This window comes from Bradyrhizobium sp. BR 1432, from assembly GCF_051547705.1.
Lineage (GTDB): Bacteria > Pseudomonadota > Alphaproteobacteria > Rhizobiales > Xanthobacteraceae > Bradyrhizobium > Bradyrhizobium zhanjiangense.
Map to the genome: position 1 here is coordinate 7,975,010 of NZ_JBPUGF010000003.1, position 15,048 is coordinate 7,990,057.

Sequence of the window (15,048 nt, forward strand, 5' to 3'; positions counted from 1 at the left end):
GATGCCCGCCTTCGCGGGCATGACGGAAACAGAGTGGTAACAGGAGCAATACGATGACTAAAGCGCTCAAGGGCGTTCGCATTCTCGATTTCACCCACGTCCAGTCCGGACCGACCTGCACGCAGTTGCTGGCCTGGTTCGGCGCCGACGTGATCAAGGTGGAACGTCCGGGCGTGGGTGACATCACCCGCGGTCAGCTGCAGGACATCCCGAACGTGGACAGCCTGTATTTCACCATGCTCAACCACAACAAGCGCTCGATCACGCTCGACACCAAGAACCCCAAGGGCAAGGAAGTCCTCACCGAGTTGATCAAGAAGTGCGACGTGCTGGTGGAAAACTTCGGCCCCGGCGTGCTCGACCGCATGGGCTTCCCCTGGGAGAAGATCCAGGCGATCAACCCCAAGATGATCGTCGCCTCGATCAAGGGCTTCGGTCCCGGCCCCTACGAAGACTGCAAGGTCTATGAGAACGTCGCGCAGTGCACCGGCGGCGCCGCCTCCACTACCGGCTTCCGCGATGGCCTGCCGCTCGTCACCGGCGCGCAGATCGGAGATTCCGGCACCGGCCTGCATCTGGCGCTCGGCATCGTCACGGCGCTCTATCAGCGCACGCATTCGGGCAAGGGCCAGAAGGTCACCGCCGCGATGCAGGACGGCGTGCTCAACCTCGCCCGCGTCAAGCTGCGCGACCAGCAGCGCCTCGCCCACGGCCCGCTCAAGGAATACAGCCAGTTCGGCGAAGGCATTCCGTTCGGGGATGCCGTGCCGCGCGCCGGCAACGATTCCGGCGGTGGCCAGCCCGGCCGCATCCTGAAGTGCAAGGGCTGGGAGACCGATCCCAACGCCTACATCTACTTCATCACCCAGGCCCCGGTCTGGGAGAAGATCTGCGACGTGATCGGCGAACCCACCTGGAAGACCGATCCGAACTACGCCAAGCCCCCGGCCCGCCTGCCGCGCCTGAACGAGATCTTCGCGCGCATCGAACAGTGGACGATGACCAAGACCAAGTTCGAGGCGATGGAGATCCTCAACAAGGACGACATCCCCTGCGGCCCGATCCTGTCGATGAAGGAGATCGCCGAGGATCAGTCGCTGCGCGCGACCGGCACCGTCGTCGAGGTCGATCACCCGACCCGCGGCAAGTACATCTCGGTCGGCAACCCGATCAAGCTGTCGGATAGCCCGAGCGACGTGCAGCGCTCCCCGCTGCTCGGCGAGCACACCGACGAGATCCTGCGCTCGGTGCTCGGCTTCAGCGACCACCAGGTCGCCGATATCCACAAGTCCGGCGCGCTCGACCCGCCGCAGAAGCAGGCCGCTGAGTAAGTGGGAGCACTCTGACGCGAGACAAAAGGGCCGCCTGTCGAGGCGGCCCTTTTTGCATGAGAACACCTGCCATCACCGGCCCCCAACTAAAAAGTCGAAAAACAACCCCATGCACAGTAGCTAACTCCTTGGGCTAAAAGGGATTGCTGATTTTGCGAAATTCCCTTTGACGCGTCGGGCAAAACAGGGGTATTATGCCATCGTCCACAGATACGGATGTCAGGCTCGGCAAAGAGCTTGCGCCCTTCACCCGCCGTTTGCCATCGTCTGAAACGACACTGCGAATGTCCAGAACGCTTCGCCGAGCAGCTGGACCGTCTGGCGTTGAACCCCGGGGAATGTTCGACCAGCCGACGTTGAATTAAGATTGGTTTGGAGGAACCGATACGATGACCCACGGTTATTCTCCTGACCGGTGCGCTCTCGGAAGTGCGGGCGCGCCTCCTTCCAGCGAGTGACTGCGCGCCTCGCACGAGATCTGTCCAACGCTGAAGACTTGGCCGCCGTCTCGCCCGGAGGGTGTCTATCCCCGTCAGCGTAGGCGCCGGAGACGTGGCATTCAGCTGCCGTCCGGACCACGCTTGTTGATCAAATCGAGGTCGAAATGTTGAGAGATCAATCCTCTGATCGCGCAAAGCGCGAAGCCAACAAGGCGTTCAAGCCCGTCAAAACCCAAAAACCGATGAGTGACTATGCGAAGGACCAGCAATCCTTCCACGAGAATCGCGAACGACTGAAAGCGGAGCGATTGGCCCGCGAGGCCAAGCGCAAGAGCCACTCCGAATAGCAGCGTTGTGGACCAGCGTGAAGCGGTTCTCCAAAGAGATGATGCTTGAACAATAACCTGAAGCGCGACGACGATTCCCGTCTCATCATGCTTTAGAGCATCGAGAGCACGACGACCCCGTCTTCGAGCTCTCCCGAAGCGAGCCGCGTCCGCGCGATGCGCTCGAACTCCGTCCGATATTTCTGAAGATAGCTGAAGGCCTGCTTCTGCGTCTGAAACGTGGTGGCCAGTCGGCACATCTGCCGGCCCGCACCAAGCGCGAGAAAGAAGGTGATGGTGCCACCGCTGTCCGATTTAACTTGAGGCATGACCCGCATCCTTTGCATGTGACCGGTCCTCTCCAGATGTCGTCGGCACAATGGAGTCGACTATCGCGGCAGCTTCTTGTTGCGCTTGGCCTTTGCAGGCGCCGGCAACGATGCTTGTAGGGCCGCCTCAGCCGCCTCCTTGGCTTCGCGCAGTTCTCGAAGCCGCGCCATATTCTTGCGAACGTCGACGGCCTGCTTTTCGGCATCCGCCATGGCTCGCGCGCCTTCTTCAGCGGCCAAACGTTGACGATTGGACCGCGCAATAGCTTCGGGCGACGGTTCAGCCGACCTCTTGGCCCTCATTGTTCACCTACCCGACAACGGACAAAACCCGCTCAATCCGGGGATCGAGCGGGTAGCGTGGCCGTTTCAGTACATCCGTGAAACGGCGCCAGGGCCCCTAGGCCAGCGAGAGATTCTCTGCGCTGACCTTGCCCCGCATCTTGTCGGTCTTGAGCTCGAAGTTGACCTTTTGGCCCTCGGCGAGACCCGCAAGACCAGCCCGCTCGACCGCGCTGACGTGAACGAACACATCATTGCCGCCGTCGTCGGGTTGAATGAATCCGAAGCCCTTTTGGCCGTTGAACCACTTCACAGTACCTGTCGTCATGTTCTTCTCCAAAGCGCACACGCGCACGCTCCGCGTGATCGTCACGCAGAAAAATTCAATTCGTCGATGTCTCTGGAAAAAGGAGCCCGCGGGCGCATTCAACAAGGCACAGCGGCTGAACGAACAGACACAACGTATACCCCGTCATGGTCACTTACAAGGCTTTGGCCAGATATAGTTGCAAGCTCCGACTCTGGCAAAAGTTTCACGCGTTCGAGGACTCGCGCTGGTGCAGCACCAATAGGGAACCGCGGGTACAAGCTTTCGGCCGCCGCACCGTGAGCGCAACGACCAAGAGCCAAAAGCGTGCTGCGCAACGGAAGCCGCAATCCGGACCCTGAATGATCGGAGAACGACAGCAATTGTCGCTGCAATGATCAGGATTTCTTACTCAAGTCGTTCTTGCCGCACGGCATTGTTCTTGAAACACTATCGCCTCGGCCGCCCGGGCTCGGCGCCCGCCAGCCAAAAAGAACGCTAGCCACCTGGGAAATTTGTCTAACGGTTCCAGCGTCGAATACGACGAGCGCTCGATCGGCTCCTTTCGAGGCATGGAGTCTTCAAGCAATTTCATGATGAGCGGCCCGATTGGCTTGTCAGGCGCTGCTTGCTCGACGATGCCCATCCTCCCGATCATAACGCTCAACGCTCTCCGAACTGCTCGCGAAAGAACTTCACTAAGGTCGCGTTGAACTCGCGATGAAATGTTGCGCGGTCAAATCCCGCGGGCACGTCGGTGCAGATGCGTGGGACTGCCGCTGCAAGCTGGGGCGAGCAAAGCGCGAGAAATGCAAAGTGCCCGGCCGGCACGACGTGAATGTCAGGCTTGCCGGGCAGCCCCTCCGCGACGCGCGACGTGCCCGAACCGTCCCCGACAGCCGGGAGGCGCCGAACTGCGATCGCCAGAACTGGAAAGGCGCGTTGACGACGGCGAGGTGTTCCCGTCAGGACGGCCTGCCGCAGAAGCAGGCCGCGGAGTAGGCGGTTCACATCGATCAAGGGCCGCCGTTTCGGCGGCACTTTCTTTTCGAATGCTAACCGGGCGCCAGCGTCTGTCCGACCGCATAGAGCGAGCATTCTTTCCATGCGGCCATGCATTGGCGCATCGCCTCGGTCTTCGCGTCGTCAACCGTTCGCTGGTTGGAGGTAATTGACGAACAATGACCTTCCCGATTCCAGGCATATGCCTTGATGTCGGTCCACGCCTTCACATAAGCATCGAAATAGATCGTGCACGCAGCGTTGAGGGGCGTCGGCGCCGGAATGGCGGCGGGTGGAGGCAATTCGACAACCAGCGAGGTCGGCAGCCGCAACCGGTTCAGGAAGTTCTCCACCGCAGGCCACCAGATGTCGGCGGGACCCATCGGCACCATGGCATGCCCATCGACACCGAAGGGCGGCAAGATCTGAAACTGCGCCGGTGCGCCGGAGGAGACGTAAGCATCGAACATGCGACGGCCCAACGCCGGCGGAGCATTCTGATCGTTCTCCGAATAGACCCACAGCGCCGGAATTCGCGCCGCGCGGCCAAAGATGCCGGCGTCCGCCACGAGATGGTCCGGGCTGCACGTACGACCCGGGACCGAGCCGTGAGCCCCCTCGAAATTGAGGACGCCGATGACGCCGGCAGGATTGCTTGCCGCCGCGGCCGTCACCGCAAAGCCCCCCGTCGAATGTCCCATTAGCAGGACCCGATCGGGCTCGACCCAGGGCTCACTACGAAGCGTGGCAACAACGCCGATGACGTCTTCAGCCGCGATCCGCCCAACGGCTAGATAGTCCCGATCATCGCATGGTCCGGAAAGTGCCTCGGCAAACGGTCCCTCTGAACGACCGAAACCCCGACGCATGATCGATGCGACGGCATAACCGCGCTGTGCAAACGCGACGGCAGGATTGAGAAGATCGACCGGCGATTGTCGCGCTGCGGCCGCGCGAAACGCTTGCCCGGTGGCAGGATTTGTACCGTGAATCAGCAGAACCAGCGGAAAGCGCCCGGGCCGGTCCGGGCGAATGATCATGGTTTCAAGCTTGACCTGACTTCCATCGGCGAGCGTGATCGGGATCAGCCGATCTTCGCGAACGAGGCCCGACAGCGCGGGATCGGCCGCAGCCGGAGACAGCAGAAGCCCAAGCACACCCATCACACAGCCAAGTCGTCTCACCCTCGCCTCCCCGAACTCAATGCTCAGTGATCGCCGCCAGCGAGCTGCTCACGGAAGAACTTCACTACGGCCGCGTCGAACTCGCGGTGAAAGGCCACCCGATCAAAGCCTTCAGGATCCGAGCACACCTGCGGCCTCAATGCTGCGAGCTCCGTCGTGCAGGGCGGCAGAAATGCGTAGTGACCGGCCCCAACGACGTGAATATCAGGCTTGCCCGGCAGACTACGGGTTACGTATGCGACGCCGGTCGCATTGACGCCCCCTCCCCCTAGTTCGGATCGCCAGACCTGCAGCGGGATTCCGATGCCCGCCAGATTTTCGGGTGTGAATGAAAAACTCACAGCAGGATCGACGATCACTGCGGCCTTGATCCGGGCATCGTGTGGCGGGTCGGGAGGAATCTCGCCAGCGCGCAGTTGCTCGCAGACTGTCGATTTGTTCTCTTGCTTACAATTGGGGGCAAACCTGCGAAAATCGGGCTGACCGCCGACCAGAACCAGTCCGGTAAAGCCGCCCAGAGAGAAGCCGAACAAACCAACCTTGACGGGATCGATAGCGGCCCTGTCCTTCCATTCGTGCAGCATGAAATCCAGCAGGCGGACCATATGTACTGGACGCGATGACCAGACCGACATCCCGCGCTCCGACATGTCGTTGGTGTTGTTGCCTGGATGGTTGATCGCCGCGACGACAAAGCCGGCGTTTGCCAGCGCTTCTATGATGTCGAGGTGAAGGGCGAAGTAGCCGCTATTTCCATGGGAGACGATAACCAGTGGCAGTTTGGTCCCCGTGATGGGACAGTCCTTCGCTCCCTCCAGCCAATCGACTGTGGGCACTGAAAGCCTGCCAAGCGCCACATGCGTCGGCTCCGCCGCGCAGGGATACCAGATCGCGCCCGACAGCGCCGGATCGGACTCCAGGAGCTGAATGCCTGCGGCGTCCGCCGGCGAGCCAAGACAACAGAGAGTGACGACGAAAGCCCAAAGCGTGCTGCGCAACGGAAGCCCCCTGATTTCGCGCAGGAGTTGAACGAGGAACGATAGCGGAATTGTGGCTCAGCTTGTCACGCGGGCACACCTTCGCCGCTATTGGCGTTGAGGCAAACTGCCCGCAAAAAGGGAGGGCTATCGCATATGGTGCGAACGATGCTTCGGCGTCGGGAACTCGGCTCCCTCTCCCGCTTGCCGGGGGAGGGCTGGGGTGGGGATATCTCCGCGGCGGGATTGTCGAGAAATGCGGAGGCTGTCCCTGGGTGGCAAGAGCCCTCACCCGCCGCGCTTTGCGAGCGCGTCGGCCTCTCCCGCAAGCGGGAGAGGCGAAGCACCTCCGTCGCGGCGGCGATCAAGCCTCATCCCATCATGCTTAGCAACCCGGCCGAACAAGACTCGACCAAAAAAATCCGAGACGCTTGTCGGATCGGCAGCTTCCCCGTCGTCCTCGTGACATGAATGGGCCATAGACGCCAAACTCGGGCCCATCAATCACTGAGGATAACAATCATGCCCAGCACGATCCGCTTGCACCGCGTCCTGGCCACTAGCCCGGAGAAAGTCTATCGCGCCTTCCTGGAGGCCGATGCGATGGCGAAATGGCTTCCGCCGAACGGCTTCACCTGCACCGTGCATCATTTCGAGCCCAAGGTCGGCGGCACGTTCAAGATGTCGTTCCGGAATTTCACCACAGGCAACGGCCATTCGTTCGGCGGTGAATATGTCGAGCTCGTGCCCGGCGAACGCATCCGCTACACCGACAAGTTCGACGATCCCAATTTGCCGGGCCTGATCGAGGTGACCGTGGTCTTGAAGAAGGTCTCGGTCGGCACCGAACTCGACATCACGCAGGCCGGCATCCCCGACGTCATCCCGCCGGAGGCCTGTTATCTCGGCTGGCAGGAATCGCTGCGCAACCTGGCCCGGCTCGTCGAGCCTGAGATCAACCAATAGCGACGACATGAGTATTGTAGCAACCATTAGAATGGCTCGTCTGCGCCTGCCATGATGACGCCGTGCTCGCGTCCGTCAAGGCGTGGCCTGGCAACAGACCATGTGAGGTTCGAGCGAGCGACGGCCATCCTTGACGGACGCTGCGCGCGACGTCATGAGGGGCCGTAGGTCGGGACGAAGAAGCGCGTCCCGGTCGAACTAAGAAGCAGAAAGTGATCCTACCGGCGGTTCGCCGCACCACGGCGGTACCGCGGGCCACCACCGTGTTGGCGAAGATCAGCATCTTCCTGGCGCAGGCAACGAGCGCGCGCTTGTGTTCCTTTCCGGCTGCGGTCAGCCTCTGGTAGAGCTGGATCAGCTGCGGGTTCCATCGAAACGATGCAGCCAGTGAAGCCGTATAAAGGGCGCGACGCAGCCGCTTGCGTCCGCCCTCGATATGCCGCACCCCGACCTGGTCGCCGCTGTCGTCGTCATAGGGCGCCAGCCCGGCGAGAGCGACAGCTTGCTCCCGCGTGATCCGGCCGATCTCTGGCAGACGCACCAGGATGGCAACGGCGGTCGGCAGCCCGATGCCGTCGACGCTGTTGATCAGCGCAAGCCTCTTGGCAAGGTCGGGATGCTCGCGGAGCGAGGCGACCAGAGCCTTGAGTGCGGCCCTCTCACGTTGCTCCAGACGAGTGATATCTTTGCGCCAGAGCTGGTTAATCGCCACATTACGGCAGCTCTCGATCCTGTTCTTGAGGCGCGCAATATCCTCGCCGATCTGATCGATCATGGTCAGTTGCTCGGCGAATGGCAGCAACCGAGGATCGGGAGCGGCATGGATCTTCCGCACCGCTGCGGTGCAAGCTGCGATAAGGGCGGCATCGATCTTATCGTTCTTGGCTCGCTGCAAGTGGAATTTGGCATAGCCCCGGACCTGAGCCGGCTGAAACACCACAACCACAAACCCCTTGCGTCGCAGTTCGGCGACGACAGGCTGTTCGTAACCGCCACTCGCCTCGATGCCGATGCGTTTGACGCGCTGCTGTCGCAGCCACGTCAGCAAAGCCTCATGGCCTTCCGCCGTGTTCTTCACCTGCAACTGCTCGCCGCGGCCCTCGATCGCCACATCGAGCTTCCGTTTGCCGGTATCGATCCCGGCACAGATCGTGCTATGCTTGGCCATCTTCGTCGATCCCTCCCTTGTTATGCGAACCTTAAGTTCGTTCGACCATTCGGGTCCCGATGAAGTGCCGATCGCGATCTCGCTACGTCAGACAGCCCTCAAGGCTTCGGTGGGTACCGATCCGATCGAACGGCGACCCAGCTCGGGCGGCTACCCGGGCTGGGCCATTCCTCACGGAACGGTTCAATATAACCGATCAGGCTAATACAAGGGTGGGCAAAGCGCAGCGTACCCACCAATGCTCTCTCAACCCGGAAAGATGGTGGGCACGGCGCTCCGCGACTTTGCCCACCCTACGGCACTGTTCGATGGGACGCGCGGATCTACCCACGTCGTCATTGCGAGCGCAGCGAAGCAATCCAGAATCGTTCTGCGGAGGGACTCTGGATTGCTTCGCTGCGCTCGCAATGACGGAGAATGAGGAAGTTTCCGAGAGAACAACTCACATCGAGTCTGCAGATATCTACACAGCCCAACTGCGGTTGCCAGTGAAGCAGATCCGACTGATTGCGAACGATTGTTACGCGCCTGTCCTCGGCTCGATCCCGCCACTCGCCGTCCATCGGCCCGGATCAGGACTATGTCCGATCAGCGCCAGCCCGTAGGCGATCAACTCGAACTGGTCGCCCGACATCAGCCGTTCGTTGCCGAACCGCTCGGCGAACAGCTTTCGGACGGCGGGCACGAAGGACGTGCCGCCGGTCAAGAACACTTTCTCCACCTCGCGCGCGGTGATGCCGGCCTCGCCCAGCACCTTGTCGACGGTGGCTCCCAACCGGGCAATGTCGTCGGCGATCCAGAATTCGAAATTCTTCCGTGTGATGGTCGCGCCGATGTCGACCCCGCCGCCCCTGAAGCGGAAGTCCACCTCGTCCTGCGCGGACAGCGCCACCTTGGCGTCGGACACCGCGCGGTACAGCGAAAAGCCGAGGTCGAGATCGACGATGGTGATGAAGTCCTCGAGCAGAGCCGGCTTCAGCGCGGTGCGCGCAAGCTCGCGGAGCTCGCGCAAATCGCCGTTGCTCTTCATCATCGCGAGCTGATGCCAGCGCGCGAGGTTGGTGTAGTGGCCGCTGGGGACCGGCAACACCTTGTCGAACGAGCGGAAGCTGGAGCCCTTGCCGAGGCGCGGCGAGACGACATGGTCGACAATACGGTAATCGAACGTGTCGCCGGCGATGCCGATGCCGGCGTGTCCGAGCGGCTCGGCGCGAAGGCTTCCGCCCGCACGCGAGAAACGCATCACGGAGAAATCGCTGGTGCCGCCACCGAAATCCGCAACCAGCACGGTGGCATCGCGCTCCAGCCGGCGGGCGAAGGAGAACGCCGCGCCCACGGGCTCGTAGACGTAGCGGGCGTGGCCGGCGCCGAGACGATCGAACGCGGCCCGGTAGCGCTGCATCGCCAGCGCCTCGTCGGGATTGCCGCCGGCAAAGCGGACGGGGCGGCCGACCGTGATGTTTGCGGCCTCGAAGCCAAACCGGTCCCCGCCACGGCGCGCCAGCGTCCGCAGGAATGCCGCCAAGATGTCCTCGAACTTGTAGCGCTGCCGGAACACCTGGGTGGTGTTGAAGCTGGAACTCGCCGCAAATGTCTTGAACGACTGCAGGAAGCGGTAGACGTGGCGTCCTTCGAGAAATTGCTCGATCGCCCACGGCCCGCCCTCGGCCTGGGCGCCGGCTCCCGGCCGGTCCTCCCAGAAGCACAACGCCGAGACGTAGACGCTGTGGCGCTGACCGCCGTGGTCGAAGCGGATGGCCTCGACCCGGCGATCGTCCGCCGCGAGCGCGACGACCGTATTGCTGGTCCCAAAATCGATGCCGATCGAGACGGCGGGCGAGGCGCTCGACATGAACCACTCTGACAGTTGATTGGATAAGGGGGCGGACCAATAGCGGCTTTGACCTGCCCTGCCAACCCGGTTCATTGAGTCCGTCAGAACAGCCCTTCTTACGGCCACCTATGCTCTGAGTGCGTCACCCATCTCGACGAACGTACTGCTCGAAAAAATCCAATCGTCGTGGACACCCCAGGTCCCCCGATCAATGAGGTCGCGCAGTTCGCGGGGCGGAAGGCCACCATCCAGCGATTACAGGATATTGCAATCGAGAAAGCTCGCCACGCCATTATTTTCGGCGAGAGAGGGGTCGGGAAGACCTCTCTGGCAAACATATTCCACAAGGATCTGAACTCCGAGACGAGGCGGGTTCGAGAGATTGCGGTTGACGCAGATAGTGCTGACAGTTTCGACAGCCTATGGAGGAAAGTGTTTAGGCGTATCAAATGGGAGGGTGATGATGCGACACTCGATCTTCAATTTCCTGCTCCAATCGAGCCCGACCACGTCTTTCTTCAGTTGGGGCGATTTGGTCAGAATGAAATTCCGATTATCATTATTGATGAGTATGATCGGATAAGTCCGACGAAATCGCTCGAGTGTTTGTAGAGTCCTTTTTGAGGCAGAAGCCTGCATTGTATACCACGCTAGCTATACAATTCACCTTCGAGTGTTTTGAGAACGTGTGCATGGCCCCGACCTGGTGGAACAGTCTCAAGAAAGTCGAACAAGAACTCCTAACTCGGCGCATGATGTCATTTGGACAAAGTGGGAACAACTATTTGGAGTTTGCGGGAGTTGAACGTCTCAAGAACCTCGAACCGTAGTGCCTTCCAATCGATCGCGCCTGCTGCCATTGATCTCGCTCCATTGCCGCGTAACCTTATAGCACTTACTCAATAAGTGCGAAAGTTACTCAATAGGTGCGCCATCGGCGCGCCTCGAAGATTTTGAGGCCGAAATACCCGTTAATCCGGCATTATGCTGCAATGCGAGAGATCGCGTGCTGCTATGCAAACAAGAACATGGACACTGGCATCTGGTATACATAGATTGCCCTTCGAAATGAGACAGCAAGATTGACTGTTCTCAAGAAAGGGATTTCCAATGTCCAAGACCGCTTCCGTTGCTCTCGCCCCTCCTCCTCGCTGTTCGCCCGCCTGATGGCCGCGATCGACAGCCTCCTGATGGCGAGCGCCGAGATTTCGAATCACAACGGCGACCTGCCGCGTTTCGGCCTGTAAAAAAGGCCTTGCCCGCCCCGCCGAGCGGCGGGTTGGCAAGCCCCGCAGACGCTGCGTTTGATCAAATGGCCCCGCATGTCGGGGCCATTTTGTTTTTCGTCCTCGCCACGCTCGCGACCGCATCTGCGACGATTGGTCCGCCGACGTGACCCGCCGATCCGATTGTTTGGCTGCTGGCATCTCGCATACCATTCGGGAACCAAGAACGGTTTCACAATCAAAGGTGTAAGGCGGGGAAACGTAACGCGGGACGGGAACGGCCGAGGGGAGACGCGTGCCGCGAACCCCGGCAGAGCCTTAGCCGAAAGGAGCGGATGCCGCGCGTTGTCCCTGCTCATAGAGTTTCTATCGGGACTGCCGTGGGAGATCGACCGCAAGGGTGACCCCAGGGCAGGTGAATCGAGATGGGCTGACGCAAGCCGACAAAGAGCGGCTGCGTTCGAGGTTCGACAGGGAGAGAAACATGAAGCCATTCGTTCTGAATGTCGCTTTGGCGGCAGTCGCGATGTCGTGCGCCAACAGCACCCCAAGCCGTGCTGCCTGGGAGCCGGTCCGTCCGGTCGAGTTCATCGTGCCCGCGGGCACCGGCGGCGGCGCCGATCAGATGGCGCGCACCATCCAGGGCATCGTTACCAAGCACAATCTGATGAAGCAGCCGCTGGTCGTCATCAACAAGGCCGGCGGCGCAGGCGGCGAAGGCTTTCTCGATGTGAAGATGTCGTCGGGCAATCCTCACAAGATCATCATCACGCTGTCGAACCTGTTTACGACACCGCTGGCAACGGGATTCCGTTCAACTGGAAGGATTTGAGCCCGGTGGCGATGCTGGCGCTCGATGAATTCGTGCTCTGGGTGAATGCAGAGAAGCCGTACAACACCGTCAAGGACTATGTCGACGCCGTGAAGAAAGCGCCGCCCGGCTCATTCAAGATGGGCGGCACCGGCTCCAAGCAGGAAGACCAGATCATCACGGTCGGCATCGAGAAGGCGATCGACTCGAAGTTCACCTACATCCCGTACAAGGGCGGCGGCGAAGTTGCCGTTCAGCTCGTCGGCAATCACGTCGATTCGACCGTCAACAATCCGATCGAGGCGGTCGCGCAATGGCGCGGCGGCAAGCTCCGTCCGCTCTGCGTCTTCGACGCCCAGCCGATGGCCTATGACGAGCCGATCGCCGACGGCAAGGCCTGGAAGGATATTCCGACCTGCAAGTCGCAGGGCCTCGCGATGGAATATCTGATGCTGCGTGGCATCTTCATGTCGCCCAAGGCCACGAAGGATCAGATCGAATACTACGTCGAGCTGTTCAAGAAGGTCCGCGCCACGCCGGAATGGCAGGATTTCATGAAGAACGGCGCCTTCAACACGACATTCCTGACCGGAGCAGAATACGCGAAGTGGGTCGAGGCCGAGGAGAAGCGCCACCAAGGCTTGATGAAGGAAGCCGGCTTCCTCGGGTCGGGAAACTGACCCGCGACATCGACGACGGCTGAGGACGCTACGCGTCCTCCCGTCTGCCGCGACCGCGAAAGACTGCGTCCGCCTGGAGGTCACATGACTGAACAATCCGGATCCGAATCCGGCCCCGCACACAAGACGCTGGAAATCGGCATCGCGCTATTGATCGGCGCCTTCGGCCTGGTCGTGATCTTCGGCAGCCTGAAGGCCGGCATCAACTGGGGCGCGGAAGGCCCGCGTGCCGGCTTCTTCCCCTTCTATGTCGGCGCCACCATCGTCGGCGCCAGCGCCATCAACCTCTGGAGCGCGCGACGCGACGGCGACGGCCGGCTGTTCGCAACATGGGACAGCTTCGCCAGGTCATGAGCGTCGTCGTGCCCACCGCGATCTATGTCGGCTCGATGCCGTTCATCGGCCTCTACGTCGCCTCGATGGTCTTCATCGCCTGGTTCATGCGCTGGCTCGGCGGCTATCGCTGGCTGACGACCATCGCAGTGGCGATCGGCATGCCGGTGCTGACCTATCTTGTTTTCGAGCGCTGGTTCCTGGTCCCGCTGCCCAAGGGTCCGTTCGAGGAATGGCTCGGTCTGTAAGAGCCGCGCCGCCATCCGTTACTGCTGCAGGACGTATCGATATGGAAGAGTTGGCCAATCTGTTTCACGGCTTCGCGGTCGCCCTGCAGCCCTACAACATCATGCTGATGATCATCGGCATCACGCTCGGTGTCATCATCGGCGTGCTTCCGGGACTCGGCGGCGCCAACGGCGTCGCGATCCTCCTTCCCCTGACCTTCAGCATGCCGCCGACATCGGCGATCATCATGCTGTCCTGCATCTATTGGGGCGCATTGTTCGGCGGCGCCATCACCTCGATCCTGTTCAACATACCCGGCGAGCCCTGGTCCGTGGCGACCACCTTCGACGGCTATCCGATGGCGCAACAGGGCAAACCCGGCGAAGCCCTGACCGCCGCCTTCACCTCCTCCTTCGTGGGCGCATTGTTTGCCGTCATCATGATCACGCTCGTCGCGCCCCTCGTCGCGGGCTTTGCGCTGCGATTTGGTCCGGCGGAGAAGTTCGCGGTGTACTTCCTCGCCTTCTGCAGCTTCGTTGGCCTCAGCAAGGAGCCGCCGTTCAAGACGATCGCGGCGATGATGATGGGCTTTGCACTCGCGGCGGTCGGCCTCGATTCGATCACGGGACAGTTGCGGCTGACCTTCGGCGTCACCGAGTTGCTCAACGGATTCGACTTCCTGATCGCCGTGATCGGCCTGTTCGGCATCGGCGAGATCCTGCTGACCATGGAGGAAGGGCTGGCTTTCCGCGGCGGCAACGCCACCATCAACCTTCGGGTCGTGCTTCAGACCTGGCGGGAATTACCCTCCTACTGGATGACGTCGCTGCGCTCCTGCCTGATCGGGTGCTGGATGGGCATCACGCCCGCTGGTGCCACGCCGGCATCCTTCATGAGCTACGGCATCGCCAAGCGTCTGGCACGACGCGGCAACAATTTCGGCAGGGGCGAGATCGAAGGCGTGATCGCGCCGGAGACGGCCGCACATGCCGCCGGCACCTCGGCGCTGCTGCCGATGCTGTCGCTCGGAGTGCCGGGCTCCCCGACTGCCGCCGTCCTGCTTGGCGGCTTGTTGATCTGGGGCCTGCAGCCCGGCCCCATGCTGTTCGTCGAGCAGAAGGAGTTCGTCTGGGGCCTGATCGCGTCGATGTATCTCGGCAATCTCGCCGGCCTCGTCGTCGTGCTCACCTGCGTGCCGATCTTCGCCGCGATCCTCCGCGTGCCCTTCGGCATCATCGCGCCGCTCATCCTGGTGCTCTGTGCGATTGGCGCCTATTCCGTGCACAACAGCACCTTCGACGTGATGCTGATGCTGGTGTTCGGCGTGCTCGGCTATCTCCTGAAGAAGTGCAACTACCCGCTCGCGCCGCTGGTGCTCGCCATCGTGCTCGGCGACAAGGCGGAGGAAGCCTTCCGCCAATCGCTGCTGGGATCCCAGGGCTCGCTCGGGGTGTTTTTCTCCAACGGCCTCGTCAGCACGATCATGGCGCTCGGTCTGGTCGCCCTGTTCTGGTCCGCGATCCAGGAAGGCTACAGCCGCCTGCGCACGTCGATGGCGCGAGGCGCGCCGCCGGCGCAATCCGCGCCGAAAAGCGAAGGCCGAATCTCTCCGCACTAGGCTTCT

The 15,048-nt window shown here is 61.4% G+C and carries 15 protein-coding genes and 2 pseudogenes; 8 read left to right on the plus strand and 9 right to left on the minus strand.

Translation table 11 applies throughout. The features are described from left to right. Positions 1–53: 53 nt before the first annotated feature. A complete protein-coding gene (gene frc, locus ACSKB8_RS38675) occupies positions 54–1,331 on the plus strand; it encodes a formyl-CoA transferase (RefSeq protein WP_370990854.1) in 1,278 nt (425 codons plus the stop codon). A 604-nt stretch (positions 1,332–1,935) separates the two neighbouring features. Continuing rightward, positions 1,936–2,118: a hypothetical protein gene (locus ACSKB8_RS38680; RefSeq protein WP_370990853.1), complete on the plus strand. Its 183-nt coding sequence runs from the start codon at positions 1,936–1,938 to the stop codon at positions 2,116–2,118. Positions 2,119–2,210: 92 nt separating this feature from the next. Here the strand turns inward: ACSKB8_RS38680 and ACSKB8_RS38685 are convergent, their stop codons facing one another. The 7 genes from ACSKB8_RS38685 to ACSKB8_RS38715 form a co-directional block, all read right to left on the minus strand. Further along, entirely contained in the window at positions 2,211–2,435 is a 225-nt protein-coding gene (locus ACSKB8_RS38685) for a hypothetical protein (RefSeq protein WP_370990861.1), read from the minus strand. Positions 2,436–2,486: 51 nt separating this feature from the next. Next, positions 2,487–2,729 carry a transcriptional regulator gene (locus ACSKB8_RS38690; RefSeq protein ID WP_370990852.1) on the minus strand — a complete coding sequence of 81 codons (243 nt, stop codon included), beginning with the start codon at positions 2,727–2,729 and terminating at the stop codon, positions 2,487–2,489. 97 nt (positions 2,730–2,826) lie between these two features. Next, positions 2,827–3,036, minus strand: coding sequence for a cold-shock protein (locus ACSKB8_RS38695; RefSeq protein ID WP_091892417.1), 210 nt, complete (start codon positions 3,034–3,036; stop codon positions 2,827–2,829). A 391-nt stretch (positions 3,037–3,427) separates the two neighbouring features. Then, complete coding sequence (locus ACSKB8_RS38700; RefSeq protein WP_438109693.1) at positions 3,428–3,661, minus strand: hypothetical protein; 234 nt, start codon at positions 3,659–3,661, stop codon at positions 3,428–3,430. Between the two features lie 17 nt (positions 3,662–3,678). Next, complete coding sequence (locus ACSKB8_RS38705; protein ID WP_438109694.1) at positions 3,679–4,035, minus strand: hypothetical protein; 357 nt, start codon at positions 4,033–4,035, stop codon at positions 3,679–3,681. A gap of 35 nt (positions 4,036–4,070) precedes the next feature. Further along, positions 4,071–5,201 (minus strand): alpha/beta hydrolase family protein, encoded by a 1,131-nt coding sequence (locus ACSKB8_RS38710; RefSeq protein ID WP_438109696.1) that lies wholly within the window; start codon positions 5,199–5,201, stop codon positions 4,071–4,073. A gap of 23 nt (positions 5,202–5,224) precedes the next feature. Next, complete coding sequence (locus ACSKB8_RS38715; protein ID WP_438109697.1) at positions 5,225–6,199, minus strand: alpha/beta hydrolase family protein; 975 nt, start codon at positions 6,197–6,199, stop codon at positions 5,225–5,227. 501 nt (positions 6,200–6,700) lie between these two features. Between ACSKB8_RS38715 and ACSKB8_RS38720 the strand changes: the two genes are divergently transcribed. After that, positions 6,701–7,144, plus strand: a complete 444-nt coding sequence (locus ACSKB8_RS38720; protein WP_091892246.1) for an SRPBCC family protein — start codon at positions 6,701–6,703, stop codon at positions 7,142–7,144. Here the strand turns inward: ACSKB8_RS38720 and ACSKB8_RS38725 are convergent. After that, positions 7,134–8,312, minus strand: coding sequence for an IS110 family transposase (locus ACSKB8_RS38725; RefSeq protein WP_438109699.1), 1,179 nt, complete (start codon positions 8,310–8,312; stop codon positions 7,134–7,136). The genes ACSKB8_RS38720 and ACSKB8_RS38725 overlap by 11 nt on opposite strands. 520 nt (positions 8,313–8,832) lie before the next feature. Then, on the minus strand, positions 8,833–10,164 hold the full coding sequence (locus ACSKB8_RS38730) for an Hsp70 family protein (protein ID WP_438109700.1): 1,332 nt from the start codon (positions 10,162–10,164) through the stop codon (positions 8,833–8,835). Positions 10,165–10,332: 168 nt separating this feature from the next. On the opposite strand from ACSKB8_RS38730, the gene ACSKB8_RS38735 reads away from it, so the two are divergent. The 5 genes and pseudogenes from ACSKB8_RS38735 to ACSKB8_RS38755 all read left to right on the plus strand — a co-directional run bounded on the left by ACSKB8_RS38735 (position 10,333) and on the right by ACSKB8_RS38755 (position 15,042). Beyond that, positions 10,333–10,758: an ATP-binding protein gene (locus ACSKB8_RS38735; protein ID WP_438109702.1), complete on the plus strand. Its 426-nt coding sequence runs from the start codon at positions 10,333–10,335 to the stop codon at positions 10,756–10,758. Between the two features lie 470 nt (positions 10,759–11,228). Then, on the plus strand, positions 11,229–11,393 hold the full coding sequence (locus tag ACSKB8_RS38740) for a hypothetical protein (RefSeq protein ID WP_438110925.1): 165 nt from the start codon (positions 11,229–11,231) through the stop codon (positions 11,391–11,393). 463 nt (positions 11,394–11,856) lie between these two features. After that, positions 11,857–12,863 (plus strand): annotated as a pseudogene (locus ACSKB8_RS38745) (Bug family tripartite tricarboxylate transporter substrate binding protein). A gap of 84 nt (positions 12,864–12,947) precedes the next feature. Next, positions 12,948–13,444 (plus strand): annotated as a pseudogene (locus tag ACSKB8_RS38750) (tripartite tricarboxylate transporter TctB family protein). Positions 13,445–13,485: 41 nt separating this feature from the next. After that, complete coding sequence (locus ACSKB8_RS38755; RefSeq protein WP_438109704.1) at positions 13,486–15,042, plus strand: tripartite tricarboxylate transporter permease; 1,557 nt, start codon at positions 13,486–13,488, stop codon at positions 15,040–15,042. The last annotated feature ends 6 nt before the right edge of the window (positions 15,043–15,048 follow it).